16 protein-coding genes are annotated in these 22,806 nt (G+C 48.7%); 4 read left to right on the top strand and 12 right to left on the bottom strand.

All coding sequences use genetic code 11. From position 1 onward, the window contains the following. Positions 1-23 precede the first annotated feature (23 nt). Genes mukB through cmoM form a run of 4 tightly spaced genes read right to left on the bottom strand, consistent with a single transcriptional unit; the run spans position 24 to position 7,327 of the window. A complete protein-coding gene (mukB, locus tag ACED36_RS16095; RefSeq protein ID WP_017002941.1) occupies positions 24-4,484 on the bottom strand; it encodes a chromosome partition protein MukB in 4,461 nt (1,486 codons plus the stop codon). Beyond that, positions 4,481-5,215 carry a chromosome partition protein MukE gene (gene mukE, locus ACED36_RS16090; RefSeq protein ID WP_371733534.1) on the bottom strand — a complete coding sequence of 245 codons (735 nt, stop codon included), beginning with the start codon at positions 5,213-5,215 and terminating at the stop codon, positions 4,481-4,483. The genes mukB and mukE overlap by 4 nt, the downstream gene beginning before the upstream one ends. Further along, positions 5,196-6,518 (bottom strand): chromosome partition protein MukF, encoded by a 1,323-nt coding sequence (gene mukF / locus ACED36_RS16085; protein ID WP_016962353.1) that lies wholly within the window; start codon positions 6,516-6,518, stop codon positions 5,196-5,198. Before mukF ends, mukE begins: the two co-directional genes overlap by 20 nt. Before the next feature lie 26 nt (positions 6,519-6,544). Continuing rightward, entirely contained in the window at positions 6,545-7,327 is a 783-nt protein-coding gene (gene cmoM / locus ACED36_RS16080; protein ID WP_026023799.1) for a tRNA uridine 5-oxyacetic acid(34) methyltransferase CmoM, read from the bottom strand. A gap of 112 nt (positions 7,328-7,439) precedes the next feature. Between cmoM and elyC the strand changes: the two genes are divergently transcribed. After that, entirely contained in the window at positions 7,440-8,285 is an 846-nt protein-coding gene (gene elyC, locus ACED36_RS16075) for an envelope biogenesis factor ElyC (protein ID WP_016962357.1), read from the top strand. A 139-nt stretch (positions 8,286-8,424) separates the two neighbouring features. Here the strand turns inward: elyC and kdsB are convergent, their stop codons facing one another. From kdsB to ACED36_RS16050, 5 genes are read right to left on the bottom strand one after another with little or no spacing between them, the layout of a single operon-like run. Beyond that, positions 8,425-9,177: a 3-deoxy-manno-octulosonate cytidylyltransferase gene (gene kdsB / locus ACED36_RS16070; RefSeq protein WP_017007254.1), complete on the bottom strand. Its 753-nt coding sequence runs from the start codon at positions 9,175-9,177 to the stop codon at positions 8,425-8,427. Then, entirely contained in the window at positions 9,174-9,356 is a 183-nt protein-coding gene (locus ACED36_RS16065; protein WP_016962359.1) for a Trm112 family protein, read from the bottom strand. The genes kdsB and ACED36_RS16065 overlap by 4 nt, the downstream gene beginning before the upstream one ends. Next, positions 9,337-10,368 (bottom strand): tetraacyldisaccharide 4'-kinase, encoded by a 1,032-nt coding sequence (gene lpxK / locus ACED36_RS16060; protein ID WP_017007253.1) that lies wholly within the window; start codon positions 10,366-10,368, stop codon positions 9,337-9,339. Before lpxK ends, ACED36_RS16065 begins: the two co-directional genes overlap by 20 nt. 3 nt (positions 10,369-10,371) lie before the next feature. Beyond that, on the bottom strand, positions 10,372-12,126 hold the full coding sequence (gene msbA / locus ACED36_RS16055; protein WP_016962362.1) for a lipid A ABC transporter ATP-binding protein/permease MsbA: 1,755 nt from the start codon (positions 12,124-12,126) through the stop codon (positions 10,372-10,374). A gap of 35 nt (positions 12,127-12,161) precedes the next feature. After that, entirely contained in the window at positions 12,162-14,483 is a 2,322-nt protein-coding gene (locus ACED36_RS16050; protein ID WP_371733533.1) for a DNA internalization-related competence protein ComEC/Rec2, read from the bottom strand. A gap of 32 nt (positions 14,484-14,515) precedes the next feature. On the opposite strand from ACED36_RS16050, the gene ACED36_RS16045 reads away from it, so the two are divergent. Beyond that, positions 14,516-15,073: a DUF2062 domain-containing protein gene (locus ACED36_RS16045; RefSeq protein WP_016962364.1), complete on the top strand. Its 558-nt coding sequence runs from the start codon at positions 14,516-14,518 to the stop codon at positions 15,071-15,073. A 187-nt stretch (positions 15,074-15,260) separates the two neighbouring features. Here the strand turns inward: ACED36_RS16045 and lolE are convergent, their stop codons facing one another. From lolE to lolC, 3 genes are read right to left on the bottom strand one after another with little or no spacing between them, the layout of a single operon-like run. After that, a complete protein-coding gene (gene lolE / locus ACED36_RS16040) occupies positions 15,261-16,505 on the bottom strand; it encodes a lipoprotein-releasing ABC transporter permease subunit LolE (protein WP_371733532.1) in 1,245 nt (414 codons plus the stop codon). Then, on the bottom strand, positions 16,502-17,206 hold the full coding sequence (lolD, locus tag ACED36_RS16035; protein WP_016962366.1) for a lipoprotein-releasing ABC transporter ATP-binding protein LolD: 705 nt from the start codon (positions 17,204-17,206) through the stop codon (positions 16,502-16,504). Before lolD ends, lolE begins: the two co-directional genes overlap by 4 nt. Then, on the bottom strand, positions 17,199-18,395 hold the full coding sequence (lolC, locus tag ACED36_RS16030) for a lipoprotein-releasing ABC transporter permease subunit LolC (protein ID WP_371733531.1): 1,197 nt from the start codon (positions 18,393-18,395) through the stop codon (positions 17,199-17,201). Before lolC ends, lolD begins: the two co-directional genes overlap by 8 nt. A 341-nt stretch (positions 18,396-18,736) precedes the next feature. On the opposite strand from lolC, the gene ACED36_RS16025 reads away from it, so the two are divergent. Continuing rightward, positions 18,737-19,303 (top strand): PilZ domain-containing protein, encoded by a 567-nt coding sequence (locus ACED36_RS16025; RefSeq protein WP_016962368.1) that lies wholly within the window; start codon positions 18,737-18,739, stop codon positions 19,301-19,303. A gap of 10 nt (positions 19,304-19,313) precedes the next feature. Continuing rightward, positions 19,314-22,778, top strand: coding sequence for a transcription-repair coupling factor (mfd, locus tag ACED36_RS16020; protein WP_371733530.1), 3,465 nt, complete (start codon positions 19,314-19,316; stop codon positions 22,776-22,778). The last annotated feature ends 28 nt before the right edge of the window (positions 22,779-22,806 follow it).

The raw sequence follows: 22,806 nt of genomic DNA, 5'->3' as shown, positions 1-22,806 counted from the left end.
TGGCCTTTTCGATTTCTAGTGGTCTAGTCAACCGCTTCTAAGGTTTCCTGTATTGGCGAGTTCAACTTAGAGACCTCACCAAAACCGCGCAGGCCCACCACATGTACATGTTCTTTATCGTTAAAGATCTTACGCACCAATTTGTACGTTGTACCTTGCTCTGGGCTGATGTTTTCAGGTGCTGCGATAAGAAGCTGCATGTCTAGACGATGGCATAGCTCGAACAGGGTCGAGATAGACTTCGCATCCAAACGGGCTGCTTCATCAAGGAATAGTAGACGACAAGGAATAACATCTTTACCGCGTAGACGGCGAGATTCCTCTTCCCAACTCTGTACCACCATCAACAAGATGGCCTGACCCGTACCAATCGCTTCACCGGTCGACAACGCACCGGATTCAGCACGTAACCAACCGTCAGTGCCACGGTTAACTTCAATACCGAGCTCAAGATAGTTACGGTAATCCAGCAACTCTTCGCCTAGGATCTGCGGCGAACGCTGACCCATATCGATATGCGGATTCAAACGCTGGAACAACTTCGCCATCGCTTCCGAGAAAGTCAAACGGTTGTTGCCGAACAAATCTTGATGTTGTTCGGCATTTTCAGCCAATCCAGCAAGGAGTTGTGCGTGAGTATCACGAATGGATACGTTAAGACGTACGCCTTTGACCTGACCAAAACCTATGTTCGACAAACCTTGGTTCAACAAACGAATGCGGTTCTGTTCACGCTGAATGGTTTTACGAATAATATTCGCCACCGATTCAGAGCTGATCGCCAAGCGCTTCTCGCGCTGGGTAAGCTCTTCAGTGAGGCGACCCAGTTCCACTTCCATTTCTTCGATCGCTTCGACAGGATCGTCTGTACGGATAATGTCGTGGCGAATGCGCTCACGAAGATGCTGATAAACCGCCACGTAGAACAACACTTTTCGCTCAGGACGTGCCATGTCTTCCGACGCGCGCAATGCATCACGCAATGTTTCATTGTCTGCAACAGCGAGACGCAACGCACCGAGTGATTTATCTGACAATGAACGCAGTTCATCGGCTGACATGTAAGCCATTTCACGGCGGTTAAGTTGCTTTTCAACGCCGCTGCTACGCGCAATTTTAAGTACTTCCACCCAACCCGCTTTGGCGTTAACCACGAAAGTACGCAAGTCAGAATACTCTTTGCTCACTTTCTTCAGCGTTTTGAGCAGCGACTTCATTTCCAGTTCAATGGAAGTGAGGCCTTTTTCAAGTTCACTCTTACGTTGACGAGACTGAGACAGTTGCGCATTCAATTCATCACGACGAATGCGGGCACGTTCTTCTGCTTCAACATCGGCGCGAACACCAAGTTCAACCAATTCACGCTTGAATTCTGCCACCGTTTCTTGCTTCGCTTGATGAGAGCTTTTCAGTGATGCTAGCAGTTGGTTGTATTGGTTAACTTGATCGCGAACCTGTTTAACGTGCTCACGTGAACGAGCACGCGCACGTTCAGCATCAATCAATTTCGCTTTCAGCTGTTCATTCAGCTCACTGCTCTTATCAAGCAGTGCGACGGCATCTTGATAACCGAAGTGATGACGACGCTCGACCAAATCAGACAGCGCAAACAGCTTCTTCTTGAGAAGTTGCAACGCCTGATCAGCCTGCAAATACGATTCATTCAGTGCATCAAATTGTTCTGGGTCAGCGTCCAGAGCCGACACTAGCGGCTCTAGCTCAGCCAGCGCTTTACCGTGTTCACGGGTAAAGTGACGCGCTTCGTCCGCTTGCGACAAACGCAGTACCAACTCTTGAAGGCGCGCTTCAATCGTTTCGTCTTCCAGTGCATTCACCACATGCTGAAGCTTGTTCAGCAGCGCGATGGCTTCTTTTGCACCAGTTAGCTGACTACGAACCTGTTGTTCGTTATCACGCAGTTGACCTAATTGACGCTGAACGCTGTTGCGTTGTTCGCGCAATGCTTTCAATGCGGCTTCTGGATCTTCGTTAAACGCCACGTTCATGTGGTGAGAAACGAACTGGTTAAAACTTTGGCTCAAACGCTGTAGCTTCTGCGCATCAAAAGAGGCTTTTGCGTAGTCTTCTACCAACTCTTCACGCTTCTCACGCAGATTCTCTAGGCGATGTTCACGCGCAGCGCGACCAAACAACGGCACTTTCGGGAAACGAGAATAGCGAAGCTGGCGGTCATTAAGGTGAACGCAAACCGCCCCATCCATTTCGTCTGCATCAAAAACGTTATCGTCAAAACCGTCAGTCTCACCTTCAATCACATAAAGATCATCTGGGCAATCATCGATATCAACCAGTTTCTCTTTAATGCCTTTCAGATCAGGAACCACAATGGCATGACGCGCCGGGCCGTACAACGCAGAAAAGTACGGCGCATCTTCCATCGTGATGTCATCGTAAATCTCAGAAAGCAGCGTACCACCCAGGGTGTCGGCCAGTGATTGCAAACGCGCATCGCCGCTGCCACCCGGTTGTGCCAAACGTTCAATTTCCGCTTCTAGTGCTTGTTTCTCAGCAGCCAGCTTGTCGCGGGTATCCAATGTTTGACGCTCTTTCACCATCACTTTTTGCATGGTGTCGAGAACGGCTTGGTTGTCGTACAAGGTTTCGCCAGACTGATCCGCAAGCTTTTCTAATGCTTCTTGCGCTGCGATCCATGCAGGCGCGACTTTTTCGAAATCAGCGACTTTGACGTTAATTTCGTTCTCGTTTCGTTGCAATTCGCGTACTTTTTCAGCTTGCTCGCCAACCGCTTCTTCAGCTGTCTCTAGACGTGCTTGCTGACGCGCCATTTCCAACTCGGCCAACTCTTCTGACTCAACCGCCGTATTAAACTGACGCTGATATTGCTCAGACAGTGTTTTTGCCTGCTGGAAGCTACGCATTTGACGCTCAAGGTCGCGATGCTGTGCACTCAACTGATCGGTATTGTTAGCAAGGTTTGCAAACTCACGGCCTTTGGTCATCACTTCACGCGCTTTAACACCCGCATCTTGACGTGATACATCACCCGCAATGCTGCGCACTATTGCTAAACCACGTTCAAATTGTTTTGCTGCCGCCGATGACAAATCCAGCTTGTGTTTCAAGCTAAGCAGTTCGCTGGTTTGCGTTTCTTCGTCGGCTTTAAGTGCACCCAGTATTTCAGCGGCATTGTGCTGCTGAAGTGCATCATTGCCTGTCAAATCTTGCGCTTTCTCGAGCGCTTTAACAGCCTGTTGATACTGAAGCGCACGGGTTTGCTGCATATCCAGCGCTTGTTGATAATCCGCCAGTTGCGTTTTTAGGCTATCAACTTCTTCTTCGCTGAGATGGGCTTGCTCTTCGGCGATCGCCAGTTGTTCAGTGGCTTCTTCCACCACCATCATTTGTTCTTCAAGACGAACCGCAAGCTCTTCCAAATCTTCTTGGTAGCGCTCGACTTTCTCTTGTTGGCGAACGGCTGTCTGAACCAATTGCAGGTGATCAGACGCCGCTTGATAATCTTGCTCTAAGTGAGCTTGACCGTCTGTTAACACATCAAGTTCGTCGGTCATGCGACCAAACGTACCTTGAAAATCATTAAGCTGACGACGAGAACCCAGTAGCTCACCACGACGTTGCAATGCCAGCTCGAGTTTCTTACGACGCTCGTTGGCATGACGCATGTAGTCAGACGCCACATAGTTGGTCGATTCAGTGATCAGGTGCTTGAACAAATCACGGTCACGTTGCGTCAGCTTGATGGCTTCTAGCGTCATGCGGTTTTCGCGAAGCGCCACTTCCATATCTTGGAACGCTTTCTTCACACCACCGTTTTGCGGCAACAGATAATCACGCAGTGATTTGGTGATCGCACTTGAAATACCACCATAAAGCGAGGCTTCAATCAGGCGATAGAACTTAGAACGGTCGGTTTGATTACGCAGCTTTTTCGGCAATGCGCCAAGCTCAAACATTTGCGCGTGATAATCAGTCACAGACGTAAACGCTTTGTAGTGCGCGGTTTCGTATTCTGCTAACGAATCTTTGACGTCGTTTAACTGGCGCACACGCACCTGATTAGCCGACACGTTCTCAATCAAAATGTCGGTTGGCTTAACGTGTGAAGGCAAGCCTTGAATGATGAAAGGTTTAATATCGACCTTTTTGTCACGACCCGCTACTTGCTGCAAACGCACACCAAACAGAACGCGTTGATTGCGTGAGTTCACCACATCAAGCGCTGCGTAACAGGCACCCGGTTTGAGTTTGCCGTGTAAGCCTTTATCACGAGACGCCGTTGAACTGCCCGCTTCCGTGGTGTTACGGAAGTGAAGCAGGCTTTGGTCTGGGATCATGGCTGTGATAAATGCGGCCATCGTGGTCGATTTACCGGCACCGTTACCCCCTGACAGCGTGGTGACCAGATTATCAATGTCAAAGGTGCGGGCAAAGAAGCCGTTCCAGTTGACCATGGTCAGCGATTGAAATTTACCGCGCTGGATCATGCTTGAACCTCCTGATCATCGATTGTTGATTCGTCGACTTCAAACTCATCGTTCTCTTCATCATTGAGCAGGCTCGACTGCGCATGTTCTTGCAAGTGAACAACGGCTTCGCCATCTCGAATCAAACGCAATTGCGCTTCACGAGCATCATCACCAGAACGTACGTCTGCACCAAAGCGGAATGTGGCTTCACTAACGCGGAATTTTCCGCTCTCACCAATTGGCACAATCATGCCGAGGCGACGAAGACGGCGCAGTGCCGTTTTCACCTTGTCATACAACTTGTCACGATCAAGGTCTGAACCGCTGGCGCGCAATGTCACCAACTTCATCAGTTTTTTCTCATCCGCCAAGCTGAGGAGTTCATCAAATAACTCTTGGGTGGTGAAAATACCTTCCTGCGCCAAACGTTCAGGGCTCAGGTAAAGGAAACACAACACCTTACCCACCAGCATGTCTAGCTCAGACAGAACACTTCGGCCTATCAATGAAGTAGAACGAGGACGCAGGTAGAAAAAGCCTTCTGGCGCACGCACTAATTCAGCGTTGTAGCGCTGATAAAAATGCTGCAGCGGCATTTCAAACTCAATCAGATAAGCGTGGTTATCCAAATCTTCGCTGGCAATATGGCGGCCAGCACGCAGCGCGCTATCCAATGCAGGAAACAAAGGGTTGGCAATTGCTTTTGCCAGTTCCTCTGGCATAAATTCTTCAATATTTATCGATGACATTCGCTTGTACCTTGGCTCCATATTCGTTAATTGCCTGCCAATCCGGTTGGATCGCGTTTAGATCAGATTGTGAATAACCCAGACGTACGGCCTGATTAATCACGATTCGAGCCAAGTCAAAATGGCGTGCTTGTGGGTGTTGAGCCAGATAGTTTTTCAAAACAACGCCCAAATCGATGCCTTCGCCTGTCGTACGATGGCGAGATAACATGTCACCGATTTGATCGCCCAATTGGTCGCTAACCACAGTGAGTTCTTCAAACTCGACCTCTGCGGGCATTTCGCCCATCACTTCGTCATCACGAAGCACTAACGCCTCATCACGCATATCACGTAGGCGCTCGGCATCCGCATAGGTCAGGAACCACGGGCTATCGAAGTATTCTGTCACCGACTGACGTAAACGCTGGCTAAACGCGCGGTTTTTGTCCATGTCGATGGCATTACGAATAAATTTGTGTACGTGGCGGTCGTAACCGATCCACAGGTCAATCGCTTGCTGGCCCCAGTTAATAATACGATCTAGCTTCATTTGCAGGTTGTAGAGCATGGCATCAACGAAATCGAGATCGTCGCGACCGAGCACTTGTTCCTGAATATTCAGAAGCTGGGTTTGCAATTGATCACCCGCAGATTGCAAGGTGTCTTGCAGTTCACGCAGCGTGCTGGAGGTTTCATTCAGCAATTGCTCACAGTTGGCAATGGCGGCTTGCCAATCTTGGTTTAACAGCTCAGCAATATCGCTTTTTACTTTCTGCTGCTGTTCGTCCATGGTGCGCTGATTCAAGTCGATACGGTCGAAAATCTCGGCCACAGAGTACTTGAGCACGCCATAAACATTTTTGCGCCAAAAGTCTGCATCGCCATCTTCAGAAGCCGCCGACAATGCTTTGTCGATCTCGTCTGCAACCATTGAAAGCTGAATGGACAGCTTCAATGAGCTGTATTCGCGATGACGCGCGTAATAATCGCTGATACCCAGTGCAAGCGGTGTAAGACGATAGATGCTCGCACCGTCTGTCAGTTCGCTGGTAAAGCGACTGATCAGGCGGCTACGCACCAAATCGTTAATGGCATTGTTCGCGCGAAAGGCAATCGTTTCGCTAGCTTGATCGAATTGGTCACTCACAATGCGAAATGCATCGACAAGTTCCCCTTCCCCTAGCTCCTCCTCATATCGCTCGCTGCTTAAGACTGCAACGGCAAGGAGAAATGCCAGCCGTTCCGGCGGCAGATTGAGAGAGAAGTCGTTCTGTTTCACCCAACCAACCAACTCAGGAACAGTCTGAGAGAATTCGCTCATCCGTAATCCTTGTTGTCTATTTCTAATTATTTATCGAGAGGTCTTTGCGCCCAAACATGGATGTAGCGACCTAACGATATAAAAGGTTCCTGACGGCAGAGCTTTTGCTCCATCGCCACAACCTGTTCAAAGGTGTATTCGCCCATTCTTGTGTCTTTCATATAGTCATGGAACGTGCGTACACCGCTTTTTCCCAAAATAGTAAACCCAGCCTCTTCTATCCACTGGTAAACATCTTCAGGTGGAAGACCTTTTTGAGGCTGAAGCTTGAAGCGTTTTCTGTGCGGCATCCCCTCTTCCACATGGGTGAGGTTGCCGCAAATCAAATTCTTGAACAGCAGGCCATTTTGGTTGTAGAACATCACTGACGCAATGCCACCAGGCTTTACTTGCGAAAGTATGACATTCAGCGCTTCATGCGGATCAGCCAACCATTCCATCACTGCATGAAAAAGCACCAAGTCGGCCTTTTTATCCATATGCTGTGCGATTTCCTGCACGGGCGCATGAACGAAGCGATAGTGCGGCAGAAGCCCTGCCGCATCGATATCTTTTTCCGCCAACTCGAGCATCTGTGAAGAAAGATCACACAAGGTGACGTGATGACCGCGCAGGGCGACTTGCTGCGAAAGCTGCGCCAACCCGCCTCCGGCATCCAAAATGTCCAGTGGTTTGGATTCACCCAGCCGTCTTAAAATTGATTCGAGATCTTGCCAAACAACGGCTTGGCGGATTTCTCCCTTGCCGGAACCGTAAATGTTTTTAACAAATTTGTGGGCAATGTCGTCGAAATTTCTATCCTCAGTCACAGCGCCTTCGTTATCATATTCAGTAAGGGGGTTATTTTCGCATAAGACTGCCGTTAATAAAGGTTTGTTGTACTTATTGGCCCCTGTTTGACTATATTTCGGGCGACATTTCATGTTTGAACTAAAAAAACTCGTATCAACTTTACTGATGCCCCTGCCTGCGCTACTGCTTATCGGATTTTTTGGCCTTTTTTTGATTTGGTTCACGCAGCGTAAAGGGTTCGGCTCGTTCTTAGTATTTGTTTCACTATTGTTAATCGGACTGGTGTCTTTCCAGCCATTATCTTCATCGCTGTTAATGAAGTTAGAAAGACAACACACCCAGTTTCTCGCCCCAGAAGAACCTGTCGAATACGTCATGGTGCTGGGACACGGACATGTTGTAGATGATGAGATACCGCCAACGTCAGAATTGTCACGTGTGGCACTGATGCGATTGGTGGAAGGTATTCGTATTCACTTTATGTACCCAACGTCAAAACTGATCCTATCTGGCTATGATGGCGGATATGAAGTGAGCCATGCTCGCATGCTGGCCCGCGTTGCGATGGCAATGGGTGTGAATAAGAACAATATTCTCTTGCTGGAAACCGCAAAGGACACGTGGGAGGAGGCATTTCAAGCAGCGTCGGTGGTCGGTCAAAGCAATTTGGTGTTAGTGACATCCGCGAGCCATATGCCTCGTGCACTGTATGACTTCCAAACTGCTGGCCTAGATCCTATTCCGGCGCCAACAAATTACATGGCACAGAGAGAGATTCAGCAACCTTGGATAAAATACAGTCCTCGTGCGCAGTATCTCGAACAATTTGAACGCTTCTGGCATGAGCGCTTAGGGCAGTTATGGCAACGTCTACGCGATAAAGTCGCGCAGCAGCAAGATGAGTTTCAGGGTGACCCTGTGACCTCTCCAGAGTCTGCACCTGATCTTCAACTTGAATCCGTGCCAGCGAACTAAATGGTTATAAGAAACTGTAAACGAAAAAAAGAGCTGCCCTGAGGCAGCTCTTTTTTATTGTTAGGCTTGCTTGTGGCTGGCGCGTTTTACGTGTCACACGTTACCCAAAACCTGTTACCCGAAACCTCTGCTGCAGCCTCTAAAGGTTTGCAACGAACTCACGCACTGCTTCAAGATCTTCTGGCGTATCTACCCCTGCTGGCGGCACTTCAATCGCGACATCAACGTGGATTTTTTCGCCATACCAAAGTACGCGCAGTTGCTCCAAACACTCAATGTGCTCAATCGGGCTCGGTGCCCAGTTGATGTAGGTGTTAATAAAGCCTGCACGATAACCATAAATACCGATGTGGCGTTTCAAGTTATGGTGGATTTCCATTGGTACTTTCACGAAGTTGTCGCGATCCCATGGGATAGACGCACGGCTGAAATACAATGCATAGCCGTCTTTGTCCGTCACCACTTTCACCGCATTCGGATTGAACACGTCATCGGCGTGATCAATGTTCACGGCAAGTGTGGCCATCGGTGCTTCGCTTTTGGCAAGGTTCTCTGCAACCTGGCGAATCACGCTCGGCGGAATGAGTGGCTCATCGCCCTGAACATTGATAATGATCTCGTTCGCATCGAGATTATATTTTTCAATAACTTCAGCAAGACGCTCAGTACCAGATTGGTGATCTTCACGGGTCATGCACACTTCTGCACCAAAGGCATTTGCAGCATCAACAATACGCTGATCATCGGTTGCGATAATCACTTTGTCGGCACCCGACTTCATGGCTTGCTCGTAAACCCATTGGATCATGGGTTTGCCGCCAATATCTACCAGCGGCTTTGCAGGTAAACGACTGGACGCATACCGAGCAGGGATCACCACGGTGAATTTCATTGCTTAACCTCGTCCGATGACATTTCACGCGCTTCCGTCGTTAGCATCACAGGAATGCCATCGCAGATCGGATACGCCAAACGGTCAAACTTACAAACCAACTCATTCTTTTCTTTGTTGTAGTTGAGCTTTCCCTTGCACGCTGGGCAAGCTACGATTTCAAGCAGTCGGTGATCCATATCCATCCTTCACTTTCTTAATGGTATTTATTACGTTGGCAGTATCGTCCGCATTGAAACTCGCATCAACGGGCAAATACCACCAATTCTCAATTTCTGGGTGCTGTTGCAACATTGCGCGGCATTTGACGGCATCTTTTTCTGTCATCAGTAAATGCTCGCCTTTCTGCGCTAACGCCGCGAGTTGATCAAACTCAAAGGCTTTGTGGTCTGCGAACGGCTCACAATGAATAGGTGTCAGCCCTAGCTCGTTAAGCGTATTGAAAAATCGTTGAGGGTTACCAATACCGGCCATCGCCACCGCATTATTGATACTGCTGGCGACGGTGCGTTGACCCGTTTTCAGGTTAACCAACTCGCAGGGGGCTAACGTCATGGCTATTTCACCAGACGATGCCGAAGTGCCATTGCAAATGACAAAGTCTACCTCGTTTAGACGATCCGTTTGCTCTCGCAGTGGTCCAAGCGGCATGTAGTAACCATTGCCGAAGCGTCTCTCGCCATCGACAACCACAAACTCAATGTCTCGCGCCAATTTATAGTGTTGAAGCCCGTCATCAGTGATCACGATATCAACACCAAGAGGCAGCAGCGCTTTAACGGCATCACTACGAACAGGTGAAATAGCAACCGGTGCGCCAGTGCGTTGATAGATCAACACAGGCTCATCGCCGGCGATATCGGTGCTGGTTTTATCATTGAGCACTAATGGATAATGCGTTGCTTTGCCGCCATAGCCACGAGACACCACGCCCGGATTCATTCCCAAGGCTTTTAGTTGCTCCACCAGCCAAATAACAACAGGGGTTTTTCCATTGCCACCGACTGTAATGTTGCCCACCACAATGACAGGAACAGGGGCTTTATAAGCCCCATTGCTATCATCAAGAAATGCCTTGCGACGCTGGCGAGCAATGGCACCAAACACCTTACTCAGTGGCCACAGCAGTGGCGCGCCAATCCATCCTAGCGGGTGGTTTTCAAACCAAATTTTCTCTACCAAACCCGCCAAGCGTTAATCTCCAAACTGGATTCGGTATAGTTGCGCATAAGCACCGTCTTTTTCCATCAACGCGGTATGGTTACCGCGTTCAACAATTTCGCCTTCATCGACAACCAGAATTTCATCGGCGTTTTCAATGGTCGACAAACGGTGTGCAATCACCAATACGGTGCGATCTTTTTGCAGCTCGTCAAGGGCTGCCTGAATCGCGCGTTCAGATTCCGTATCCAGTGCTGAGGTCGCTTCATCGAGGATCAGTACAGGTGCATCGCGTAACAAGGCACGTGCAATCGCAATGCGCTGACGCTGACCACCAGATAAGCTCACCCCATTTTCACCAATAACCGTATCAAAACCTTGTTCCATGTTTTGAATAAAATCACTCGCGTAAGCCAGCTCTGCGGCGCGTTCTATTTCTTCCCGCGTGTATTCGCCTGCTGCGGCATACGCGATATTATTGGCGATACTATCGTTAAACAAGTGAACATTTTGAGAAACAATGGCTACCTGATCACGAAGGTTATTCAGGGTGTAATCCTCAATTCGCACGTTATCAATCGTGATATCGCCGCCATTAATATCATAAAAACGCGTCAGCAAATTGGCGATGGTACTTTTGCCTGAACCTGAGCGCCCAACTAGGGCTAAGGTTTTGCCGGCTTCCAGCTCAAAACTCACTTTGTTCAATGCTGGGGTATCTTTGGTTGGATAAGTAAACACCACATCTTTGACATGGATGTCCCCTTTCACACGTGCAACTTCATGGCTACCGTTGTCTTTCTCAGTTTCCATTTCCATCAATTCAAACAAGCTGTTACACGCCGCCATACCGCGTTGGAACTGTGATGTCACATTGGTCAGTGCCTTCAAAGGGCGCATTAAACCAAACATCGCACCAAACACCACTGCAAATGTACCCGCAGTCAACTCTGAGCGAATAGCCTCAGTGTTTGCCAGCATGAGAACCACAACAAGCGCAAAAGAGGCGATAAGCTGGATAACAGGGTTAGCAATGGCCTGCGCTGACACCAACTTCATGGTTTGCTGACGCATACCATTGCTGACATCTTCAAAGCGTGCTTTTTCAACTTCCTGACCGCCAAAGCTCAATACCACTTTGTGGCCTTTCAGCATTTGCTCTGCTGACGAGGTCACTGACCCCATGGCTTCTTGCATATTGGATGAAATTTTACGGAAGCGTTTTGACACAAAACCAATCGCCCACGCTACCACAGGTGCGATGACGAGTAAGATCGCCGAAAGTTCCCAGCTGTAGTAGAACATCAGGGTCATCAAACCAATGATTGACGCACCTTCACGAACAAGGCTGACCAATGCGCCACTGGTGGCGTTAGCAACTTGTTCTGAGTCATAAGTGATGCGCGACAGCAATGCACCGGAAGATTCTTTATCAAAGAAGCTCACAGGCATCTTCATAAAATGGTTAAACATGCGACGGCGCATCACCATCACGACGTTACCGGACACCCAAGAAAGACCGTAGGTGGAAACGAAACTGGATGCGCCTCGAATGAGCATTAGGCCAACAAGATAAAAAGGCATCATCTTAAGGAAATCACCATCAACGCTGTCGTAGGTAAAGCCTTCATCGAGCAACGGCTTTATCATAGAGAGCATCAAGGTGTCACTTGCCGCGTTGATCACCAACGCGATGATGGCAACCACCAACCCTAGTTTGTAATTGGCAATATAGGGCCACAGTGCTTTGAACGTTTCCCGAGTGGTTTTATCTTGGTAATTTGACATTTTATTTGCTTATATTTCTGCAAGTAGCGGGCATTCTACTCTTTTCTTTTGGGTGCTCCAAACTTCTTACGGTACCAATATGGCTCCAGATCAAGACGATGACTAAGAACACGCCACCCCTTGCTGGAAAAACGCACACTCACCTGACCATGCTTACCTGTTTCGTACCACGCGATATTTCGCTGATGATAGCGGGCGACAACGTCAGGATTTGGCAAATTCCAGGGTGTATATCGCCCCGTCGAAGCAATAGCTGCCTTTGGGCGAACATGGTCAATGAATAATGCTGAAGAAGAGGTTTTGCTACCGTGGTGGGGAACGATGAGGACTTGAGCATCCAGGTCATCATTTTGCTCAACCAAATAGTCCTCACCTTTGGCCGGTAAATCTCCCGTCAACAAAACTGCGTTCTCCCCATCCGAGACACGAATAACACAGGAGTCGGGATTTCTCGCCTCATCGACAAGCATCAGTGGATACAACACGTCGAAATCCAGCCCTTTCCAACGCCATGTCTCTCCACGTTTACAAGGCAGAAACGCCGCGTTATTTTCACTGGCTCTCACCCATTGAGGGACTATTTGAGCGATCACCCATTCAGCACCGCCCGCATGGTCATTATCACGGTGACTTAGAATAAGCCCCACCAACGCGCTTCCTCGGGATTGCAGAACGGAATAAACAACACTTTCTGCGATGCTGCTCGATGTCCATGCCGCGCCTGTGTCGTACAGAATTGCCTCGCCGTCTTTTTCAATCAATACCGCCAAGCCATGACCAACATCAAGTACATCGACGCGCCAATCAGCATTGTTGTTAGAGCTTCTGCCCCATGTCAGCAGAATCATAGCGACAACACCCAATAGCACCAAAGACCGCCTCACGTTCAACATCGTGACTAACACAACAAAGAGAATAACAACCATCAACCACATACCTGACAGTCGCCCAATCTCCAGCCATCCCAAGGCGACGGTATCTAAAGCCAACAACAAAGGAGACAAAGAAAGGTCAGCCGCAGTCCATACCCAAGTGGCAGGCATAAACGGCGAAAGTATCAGCGCTATCAAAATAAGAGGAACAGTGACCAAGCTAACGAGAGGCACTGCGATCAGGTTGTAAACAATGGCAGTCATGCTTATGCCACCAAACCATGCCCACATAAACGGCAACATGCCGAGCGTGAGAAAAACCTGCATGCGCCACAGCAAAAGAAAATAGCGTTTAATCAACGCACACGATGTTGGTAACCCCCCGCCTTTGCTTCCATCGAGGTCCTCACCTGTCATATCTGTATCTTCACGTCTCTCGCCAGTCAGAGACATGATACAAAGCACAAACACTGCGCCAAAAGAAAGCCAAAAACTGGCAGAAAAAATCGATAGCGGATCGGAAACTAATACCACCGTCAGCACAATCAAGAAGGTGTTAAAAGGACTGACGCTGAACCCGGTCTGACGAACCAACGAAAAGGTCACTAGCGCAATCAATGCGCGCTGTGCCGTCATAGTAAAACCGGCCACCCATGCATATCCGAATGCACACAATAGCCCCACCAATGCAGCTAACCACAGCGCATTGTCACGACGACGGACAATCGGCAATAACAGTTTAGTGACCCTGTCACCAAAAAAGAATGCCAGTCCAATATGGAGGCCAGAAATAGCCAACAGGTGCGCAAGCCCTGTATCTCTGAGTTGTGTCCAATCAACGCGTTGAAGCAACGAACGCTCACCAAATGCAAGTGCCACCAAATATCGCGACGACGGTAAATTCCCTAACTCAATTTGTATTTTTTCAAATAGCTGCTGCCGATATGAGGAAGTATCGTCTATGATCTGTGCGGTGAGCACGGTGCCTTTGGAATGAATGTGTCGAGACAAAAAATAGGTCTCTGCATCAAAGCCTGCTTCGTTCAAGCGTCCATACGGCTCTCGCAATCTTGCCGTGATTTCCCAGCGCTGTCCTTGCTTTACAGGTTCTTCACTTCGCCAGTAAAGTCGCACCCGAAACGTCTCAAAAGTGGTCAGTTTGCGTCCATTCACTGTGTCCACATCAAAGATTACACTTGTTTGCAATTTTTCAGCGGTAAAAAGGCTGCCAACTTTCCCTGCTATGGTAGTATTCTGAGCCACTGTCAGAGCGGAAATGGTTTTGTATTTAAACAGTGCCGCAGAGCTGGATGCCACTAGACAGCCAAGGGTGAGACCAATGAAAAACACGGAAACGTGCTTTCTTAGGGCGAGCAGAATGACAAGAAAAAAGAAAGAAGCCACCGCCAAGGTGCTGATTTCTGGAATGTCTGGCCACCATTTGAGCGTGACTATAGCCACCACGATACCGAGCAATACTTTCATGCTGGTATCGATTCCGTGTGAAAAGAATACCTATGCCAAGAAAAATATTTAAAAAGTTTCTTCCCAGACACGACGTGATTCGCAAACAAAAAGCGCTCGCGGTCTTTGGCAATCTGCTTTATGACCCGAACCTTTGGTGTTTGAATCGACGCTCTGCATCCGGTGCATTCGCCGTTGGCCTTTTTATGGCTTTTATTCCCCTTCCCAGCCAAATGATCATGGCGGCAGGTCTTGCCATCATGTTTGGGGTTAACTTGCCCCTGTCGATTGCGTTGGTTTGGATCACCAACCCCATCACCATGCCTGTGATTTTTTATGGCTCGTACAAGGTGGGAGCATGGTTGCTGGGAACACCCAATATTCATTTTCATTTTGAACTGACGTGGGATTTCCTGTTTAGTCAAATGAATCAGATTGGCCCTCCATTCCTACTCGGTTGTTTAGTCTGTGGGATTTTCTTTGCCATCGTTGGCTATTTTGGTGTTCAAGGGCTTTGGCGTTATTCAGTCGTAAGAAGCTGGCAAAAACGTCGTTTGCGATTACCAAAAATGAAATCACTAAAGAGAAAGAGCCGAGACATACCTGAGTAACCTCACAGTCAATGAGCACTCAGCAGCAGATACAAAAATACCCCGCAATGGCGGGGTATTTTTTTAATTATTCATCGGCTGCGACAGATTAGACGCTGTTATATCTATTCTCTGTAACTTGATGATATATCAATGGGATATCATCGAAGTAATCAAAAGACTTGGTGCATAATCTATTCACTAAACACTATCTCGCACTCAATACCGATGCCGGTTGTAGTTTGCAGGCACGTTGAGCCGGATACCACGTCGCCAAAAGACTCAACACCACCGCTGTCACAGACACCATCAACACATCGCTGTAATGCAGTTCAGTCGGCAAGAAGTCCACAAAGTAGATGTCGCCTGAGAGAAAGTCTTGCCCCGTTAAGCGTTCAATGCCGCCCACGATAGTGGTGAGATTAAGCGCAATCAAGCACCCTGCCACTGAGCCAATCAAGCTACCAAACAAACCAGACAGCAAGCCATGCCAGACGAAAATAGATCGAATTAATCCATCTTTTGCGCCCATGGTACGCAACACTGCCACGTCTGCTGCGCGGTCTTTCACTGCCATCATGAGCGTCGAAACAATGTTAAAACAGGCGACGCCGATCACGAGCACCATGACCAGATACATAATGGCTCGCACCATTTGGATATCGCGATAAAGGAAGCCGTATTCCTGCGTCCAGTTTTTAAGGTACACATACTCTTTCAGCGTTTGGCCCACCTCACGCACAATGCTTCTGGCATCCAGAGGATCGCTCAGTTTCAACGCCACGCCAGATACCGCTTCACCCATGCCAAGGTATTGCTGTGCATCTTGAATTGGAATTAAGGCCAGCCCGTGATCGACCTGTCCTCCCAAGCTCAGAATCCCCGATACTTGGAGGCGAATACGTTTTGGCGCTCGCAGCTTAAGCTCAGGATCAGGAGAAGGCACCAGCGCGGTGAGCCAGTCGCCTTTTTTAACCTTCAACGCATCAGCAATGCCTTTACCCAGCACAACTGAATTATTTCCTGCCGTGAGCGACGCCCAACCATCCCCCAGTACATAGTCGCTAATACTGCTGACGTTGGCTTCTTGTGACGGATCGATCCCACGGAGCTGAACGGGCTTAAGGTTTACGCCTTTTTCCAACAGCGCCGTCAAGGTGACATAAGGCGCTCCCGCCACCACTCGTGGATTCGCAACGGCGGTTTCTTGCATTTCTTTCCATGCATTGACGGGTGTATTCACGCCCTCAAGTTGCGCATGTGGGATCACGGCTAACACGCGATTATTCAGCTCGCGCTCAAAACCATTCATGGCTGACAGCCCAACAATGATCACCATCACGCCCACCGAGATACCAATCATGGAAGACACAGAGATAAATGACACCAGCTTGTTGCGGCGCTTCGCTTTACTGAATCGACGCCCAATAAACAGCGCTAACGGTTCAATCATGGTGCGACGGCCTCTGGCTGTTGCTGCTCAACAAACTGACCATCCAACATCGATAACTGCCGATCCATCTTGCTCGCCAGTTCCTTATCGTGCGTGACCACCAAGAATGCCGTATTAAATTCACGATTTAGCTGACGCATCAAATCATAAATATCTAACGCCGTTTTATGATCGAGATTGCCGGTCGGCTCATCAGCCAGCACCAACGCAGGACGATTAACCACGGCGCGCGCAATCGCAACACGCTGGCGCTCACCGCCAGACAGTTCGGAAGGTCTGTGCTCTGCGCGATGCGCCATACTCACCGCTTCCAGTATCTCCAATGCACGGCGCTTTGCTTCCACCGGTTTTTCTCCGCCAATCATCAACGGCATCGCCACATTTTCCAACGCGGTAAAATCCGCCAAAAGATGATGGAACTGGTAAATAAAACCGATATTACGATTGCGCAGCGTGGCCTGCTCAGAGGCGCGCATTTTGATCAAATCTTTCCCATCAAAATGCACCGTACCTTCAGTCAAGGTATCCAATGCACCCAATATGTGGAGCAAGGTGCTCTTACCTGAGCCAGACGCACCCACAATCGCTACCAGTTCGCCTTTATCAATCGAAAAAGACACACCTTTCAACACCTGAGTATTCAACTCGCCTTCTTGATAGGTTTTAACGACGTTTGAACAGGTTAACAATGCATTACTCATAGCGAAGCGCCTCAGCTGGACGAACAGAAGCCGCCTTAAATGACGGGAACAAAGTAGCAAGAAGACTGAGCACAATCGCGCCCAAGACAACAGATAGAATCTGTTCAGGTTTCACAACAACAGGCAGTGCTATGCCGTTACCTAGCAAGCTAACATTAAAAAGGTGCATAATTTCATTGATGTTAATGGCCAACAGCGTACCCGACAGACCACCAAGCATGGCGCCAATCACACCACTGCTCGCCCCCTGAACCACGAAAAGCGCCACGATGTTTTTCTGGGTCATGCCTTGTGTTTTCAATATCGCCACTTCCGATTGCTTTTCCATTACGACCATAATCAATGCTGAAATGATGTTAAATGCCGCCACCAAGATGATCAGGCTTAGCATTAAGCCCATCATGTTTTTTTCCATCTTCACCGCTTGGAATAACTCGCCGCGCAGTTCTCGCCAATCTGACCATTCATAACCCATGGTTTCTGCCACTTGCTTAAGAGTTGGCACGTCGAATGGGTCTGTGATGAAAAGACGAAGATCGGCAGGTTGTGAGCGAGGTAGGCGCATCAATCTCGCCACATCATTCAAGTTGGCAAACATAAGTTGACCGTCAACATCCGTTGCAGTGTCATAGATACCAGTGACAGTAAAATTTCGCTGAGAAGGGATACGGCCCACAGGCGTAAACTGACTTGCACTCGTGATCATCACACGGACCTTATCGCCGACTGAAACGTCAAGCGAGCGCGCGGTTTTTCGCCCCAGCACAAGGTTATAACTGCCCGGAAGCAACTGATCAAATGAGCCTCGAACCATAAACTCTCGAATAGGTTCAGGACTACCAGGGTCAACACCCAACAAGCGTCCTGCTCCGATAGATACAGGGCTTTGCACCACCGCATCCGTGCTCACGATGGGCGCAGTATCAACCAAACTCTCCCACTTAGCGATCGTATTAACATCCGGCGCTAACTCTGAGTCACCAGAAATAACCGCTTGAGGAATGACCCCCAAAATACGGTGTTTCAATTGCCCTTCGAAGCCATTCATCACGGATAACACAGTGATCAACGCCATCACACCAATTGTGATACCTGCGGTCGACATGTACGACACAAACCGCCCAAACTTATCACCTGATCGCCCGCGCAGATAACGCAGACCAATAAACACCGATAACGGGTGAAACATAAATTGAATTCTCAACGAGTGATTCAGTCTGCTTGGTAGACACCCAAGTATAAACACCGCAGCAGACCGTTAAATTTCGAGTGTAATGAGTTGCAAGAATACCTTTTAGGTCAGCGGATTGCCACGAAACGCCGACTCACAATCAGCGGTTAGGCGCTTTTTCGGGCAAATCGTTCCATTCTTCTTAAACCTTTGGCCCCATCCGCTCTTGCGAAACAAAACGAAAGCGGCATATACCCGATTTCTTCCCTCAAAACTGGAAACGGCGTTATTCGCGTAGAAACATGCATAATGGGTCAGTTTGGGTATAATCAACAGATTACAAAGCATTAGGATACATCATGAGTCAAGAGCAATACTTTTCCGTGCATGCGCACCTAAAAATCAATGTTGAAGAATTAGGTGACGGCGAGCAGGTGCCTTCAGAGGTAGAGTTTGGTCGTGAAATCCCCGTTGCGTTTCGTATCGCCAGCCAATGTGGCGACATTGACAGTAGCGTCGAAAAGGAAATTCACGCGCTACGCCATGATGATGGCCATGCACTGAGTAAATATCTTATTGCTCAGAATGAAAAAATTAATTTGCTCCTCGGTTTTATGCTGGCTCAACAAGATAATCCAAAACTGCGCTATCAAACCGAAACCTTCGGTGCGAGCAGCCTGACTTTCATTGCAAAGAAAGCTTTTCAAAAAGGCCAACATATTCGCCTTAAACTCTTTCTTGAGAACCCACCCTCAGCAATTTACTGTTACGGTAGCGTTTATGGCTGCAAAGAGAAAAATGGTAAATACGCCGTGGGCATGAAATACATTCGCCTTCAAGAAGAAGACCGAGATGTGCTGATACGTGCTGCATTGCATCAACAGCAGAAACTCCTCCGACAGCGCGCATTAGAACGAGATAATTAAGCCCCGACTCATGACAGACAACGCTTTATTTGATTTGCCTGCACCAACCAAAGCAGGTGACACACGTGTTATTGCCAATCTTCTTGGCGCTTCACTGCCTTTAACCATTGCCAATCTGGCTGACCAGCAGCATAGGTTCATGCTGCTCGTTGTACCAGATAACCAAACGGCCCTTAGATTACAGCCCGAGATCCAACAATTCACCGGGCAAGCGTGCCATGTGTTCCCCGATTGGGAAACGCTGCCTTATGACAATTTCTCGCCGCATCAAGACATTATTTCAGATCGTATCGCACGCCTTTATCAATTATCCCAGCAAACCGCTGGCATATTGATTATTCCCGTTTCCACTTTGCTGCAACGCGTTATGCCACGCTCCTTCTTGGTTCAACATGCGCTCATGGTGAAAAAAGGCGATGTACTTTCTCTTGAGAAATTGCGCTATAAGCTCGAGCTTTCTGGCTATCGCCACGTTGACCAAGTAATCCAGCACGGCGAATATGCAAGCCGCGGTTCGATACTTGACCTGTTCCCGATGGGCTCAAACCAACCGTATCGTATCGATTTCTTTGATGATGAAATCGACACCATTCGAGAGTTCGATCCTGAGAATCAGCGTTCGACGCAAGAGCTTGAGCACATTAACTTACTTCCCGCTCACGAATTCCCAACCGATGACGACGCCGTTGAGCAATTCCGTGTGCGTTGGCGAGAGCGTTTTGAAGCGCGACGCGAACCCGAATCTATCTATCAACAAGTCAGCAAGAAAACATGGCCCGCAGGTATCGAATACTGGCAACCTTTGTTTTTTGAACAGACAGAAACGCTGTTTGATTATCTGCCTGACGATACGCTACTGCTCACCAAAGGTGACCTAGAAGCTGCAACAAAACAATTCCTGACCGACGCCGAGTATCGTTTCGATCAACGTCGCGTTGATCCGCTTCGCCCTTTGCTTCCGCCGATCGATATTTGGCAAAACGTTGAAGAATTGTTTGGTGCGTTTAAAGCCTACCCCCGTATCAAACTCGACATTGGTACAACAGAGCAAAAAGCAGGTCGATTTAATGCCCCGGTAAAACTGCTGCCTGAACTGACCGTCAATCAGCAACTCAAAGAGCCATTGGGTACACTGCGTAAGTTCACAGAAGATTTCAAAGGCAAGATTGTGTTCTCAGTGGAAACGGAGGGACGCCGTGAAGCCATGCTGGATCTGCTCGCGCGGATCAAAATTCGCCCACTGGTTTGCACCACATTAGACGAAGCGCTCAATGCGCCAACGCCTTACGCCATGATTGTCGGCCCTGCCGAAATAGGCTTTGTCGCTGAAAGTCCAGATTTTGCGCTGATTTGTGAAAGTAACCTGCTGGGTGAACGCGTCATTCAACAGCGTCGCCGTGGCGACAAAAAAACCACTACCAACAATGACACCATGATCCGAAATCTAGCAGAATTGCAGATCGGACAGCCAGTTGTTCACCTTGAACACGGTGTTGGGCGCTACTTAGGCTTACAAACACTCGAAGCGGGCGGCATTGAAACCGAATACGTCACGTTGGAGTACCAGCAAAGCGCGAAACTTTACGTGCCTGTCGCTTCATTGCACCTGATCAGCCGCTACAGTGGTGGCGCAGAAGAAACCGCCCCACTGCATCGCCTTGGTGGCGAAGTATGGGAAAAAGCACGGAAAAAAGCAGCAGAGAAAGTCAGAGATGTCGCCGCAGAGCTTCTCGATGTTTATGCCAAGCGCGCGACCAAAGTCGGATTTGCGTTTAAACATGATCGTGAAGCCTATTTAGATTTCTGTACCGGCTTCCCGTTTGAAGAAACGCCCGATCAAACCCAAGCGATAAATGCTGTTTTATCAGACATGTGCCAACCTCTTGCCATGGATCGCTTAGTGTGTGGTGATGTCGGCTTTGGTAAAACCGAAGTCGCAATGCGTGCAACTTTTCTCGCCGTGAATAACGCCAAACAAGTCGCTATTCTCGTGCCGACTACCCTGCTCGCTCAGCAGCATTTTGAAAACTTCCGTGACCGCTTCGCTAACCAGCCCGTTCGTGTCGAAGTGCTTTCACGCTTTAAATCCGCGAAAGAGCAAAAAGCGATCATGGCAGATTGTGCAGAAGGTAAAGTCGACATCTTGATCGGCACACACAAGCTCCTACAAAGTGATGTGAAATATAACGATCTGGGTTTACTGATTGTCGATGAAGAACATCGATTCGGTGTACGTCAAAAAGAAAAAGTGAAAGCGATGCGCGCAGATGTCGATATCTTAACGCTCACCGCCACGCCAATCCCTCGCACCTTAAACATGGCCATGAGCGGCATGCGTGATTTGTCGATCATCGCCACACCACCGTCACGCCGACTGGCGATCAAAACCTTTGTTCGTGAGCGGGACAATGCCACGATCAGAGAATCACTGCTTCGCGAAATCATGCGTGGTGGCCAAGTTTATTTCCTTCACAATGATGTCGACAGTATTGAAAAAACCGCCGACGAACTTGCAGAACTCGTACCAGAAGCACGCATTACCGTGGCACATGGGCAAATGCGTGAACGCGAACTCGAGCGCATCATGTCGGATTTCTACCACCAGCGTTTCAATGTATTGGTGTGTACCACCATCATCGAAACGGGTATTGACGTCCCGACAGCGAACACCATTTTGATGGATCGCGCAGACCGTTTAGGCCTCGCGCAGTTGCACCAATTGCGCGGGCGTGTCGGTCGTTCACACCATCAGGCCTATGCTTACCTGCTCACCCCGCATCCAAAACGCATGACGAAAGATGCTGTTAAGCGTCTTGAAGCCATTTCATCGTTGGAAGATTTGGGCGCTGGTTTCACCTTGGCAACCCATGATTTAGAAATTCGTGGGGCAGGTGAATTACTGGGCGAAGAACAAAGCGGACAAATTCACTCGGTAGGTTTCACGCTATACATGGAGATGCTGGAGCAAGCGGTAGAAGCACTCAAAGATGGCAAAGAACCGTCTTTAGAAGATTTGCTGAACCAACAAACCGATGTTGAATTACGCCTACCTGCGTTACTACCCGACAGCTATATTCCTGATATCAATACCCGACTGTCGCTTTACAAGCGAATTGCAGGCACACGCTCTCAGGATGACGTTGAAGAATTGCGCGTTGAACTGATCGACCGTTTTGGTCTTCTACCGGATGCCGCATCGAACCTATTAAAGGTGCAGCAAATCAAACTAGATGCAGCGAAACTGGGTGTACGTAAGATAGATGCCCACGACAAAGGCGGTGTGATCGAGTTTAACCAAAACGCCCAAATTGATCCCGGCTTCCTAGTGGGTCTGTTACAATCGCACCCAACTCGATATCGCTTCGACGGACCTACCAAGCTCAAAATTGTCGAATCATTGACTGATCGCAGAGCACGGGTCGAGTTTGTCGAAACACTACTGATTCAATTTGCTGACAACCTATTGGTCGCCTGAGAACAGGCGACGAGATGCTATTAACGGA

The organism is Enterovibrio sp. FF113, assembly GCF_041439165.1.
Lineage (GTDB): Bacteria > Pseudomonadota > Gammaproteobacteria > Enterobacterales > Vibrionaceae > Enterovibrio > Enterovibrio norvegicus_A.
Note: the sequence above shows the minus strand (reverse complement) of the source record. Positions and strands in the feature narration are given on the sequence as shown.

Excerpts from the sequence above, each read along its gene's own strand:
- ACED36_RS16065 (WP_016962359.1), bottom strand. The coding sequence starts at position 9,356 with ATGGATCACCGACTGCTTGAAATCGTAGCTTGCCCAGCGTGCAAGGGA.
- mukE (WP_371733534.1), bottom strand. The coding sequence starts at position 5,215 with ATGTCATCGATAAATATTGAAGAATTTATGCCAGAGGAACTGGCAAAA.
- mfd (WP_371733530.1), top strand. The coding sequence starts at position 19,314 with ATGACAGACAACGCTTTATTTGATTTGCCTGCACCAACCAAAGCAGGT.
- lolD (WP_016962366.1), bottom strand. The coding sequence starts at position 17,206 with ATGAGTAATGCATTGTTAACCTGTTCAAACGTCGTTAAAACCTATCAA.
- ACED36_RS16045 (WP_016962364.1), top strand. The coding sequence starts at position 14,516 with ATGCCAAGAAAAATATTTAAAAAGTTTCTTCCCAGACACGACGTGATT.
- mukF (WP_016962353.1), bottom strand. The coding sequence starts at position 6,518 with ATGAGCGAATTCTCTCAGACTGTTCCTGAGTTGGTTGGTTGGGTGAAA.
- ACED36_RS16025 (WP_016962368.1), top strand. The coding sequence starts at position 18,737 with ATGAGTCAAGAGCAATACTTTTCCGTGCATGCGCACCTAAAAATCAAT.
- lolC (WP_371733531.1), bottom strand. The coding sequence starts at position 18,395 with ATGTTTCACCCGTTATCGGTGTTTATTGGTCTGCGTTATCTGCGCGGG.
- kdsB (WP_017007254.1), bottom strand. The coding sequence starts at position 9,177 with ATGAAATTCACCGTGGTGATCCCTGCTCGGTATGCGTCCAGTCGTTTA.
- msbA (WP_016962362.1), bottom strand. The coding sequence starts at position 12,126 with ATGTCAAATTACCAAGATAAAACCACTCGGGAAACGTTCAAAGCACTG.
- ACED36_RS16050 (WP_371733533.1), bottom strand. The coding sequence starts at position 14,483 with ATGAAAGTATTGCTCGGTATCGTGGTGGCTATAGTCACGCTCAAATGG.
- elyC (WP_016962357.1), top strand. The coding sequence starts at position 7,440 with ATGTTTGAACTAAAAAAACTCGTATCAACTTTACTGATGCCCCTGCCT.
- mukB (WP_017002941.1), bottom strand. The coding sequence starts at position 4,484 with ATGATCCAGCGCGGTAAATTTCAATCGCTGACCATGGTCAACTGGAAC.
- lolE (WP_371733532.1), bottom strand. The coding sequence starts at position 16,505 with ATGATTGAACCGTTAGCGCTGTTTATTGGGCGTCGATTCAGTAAAGCG.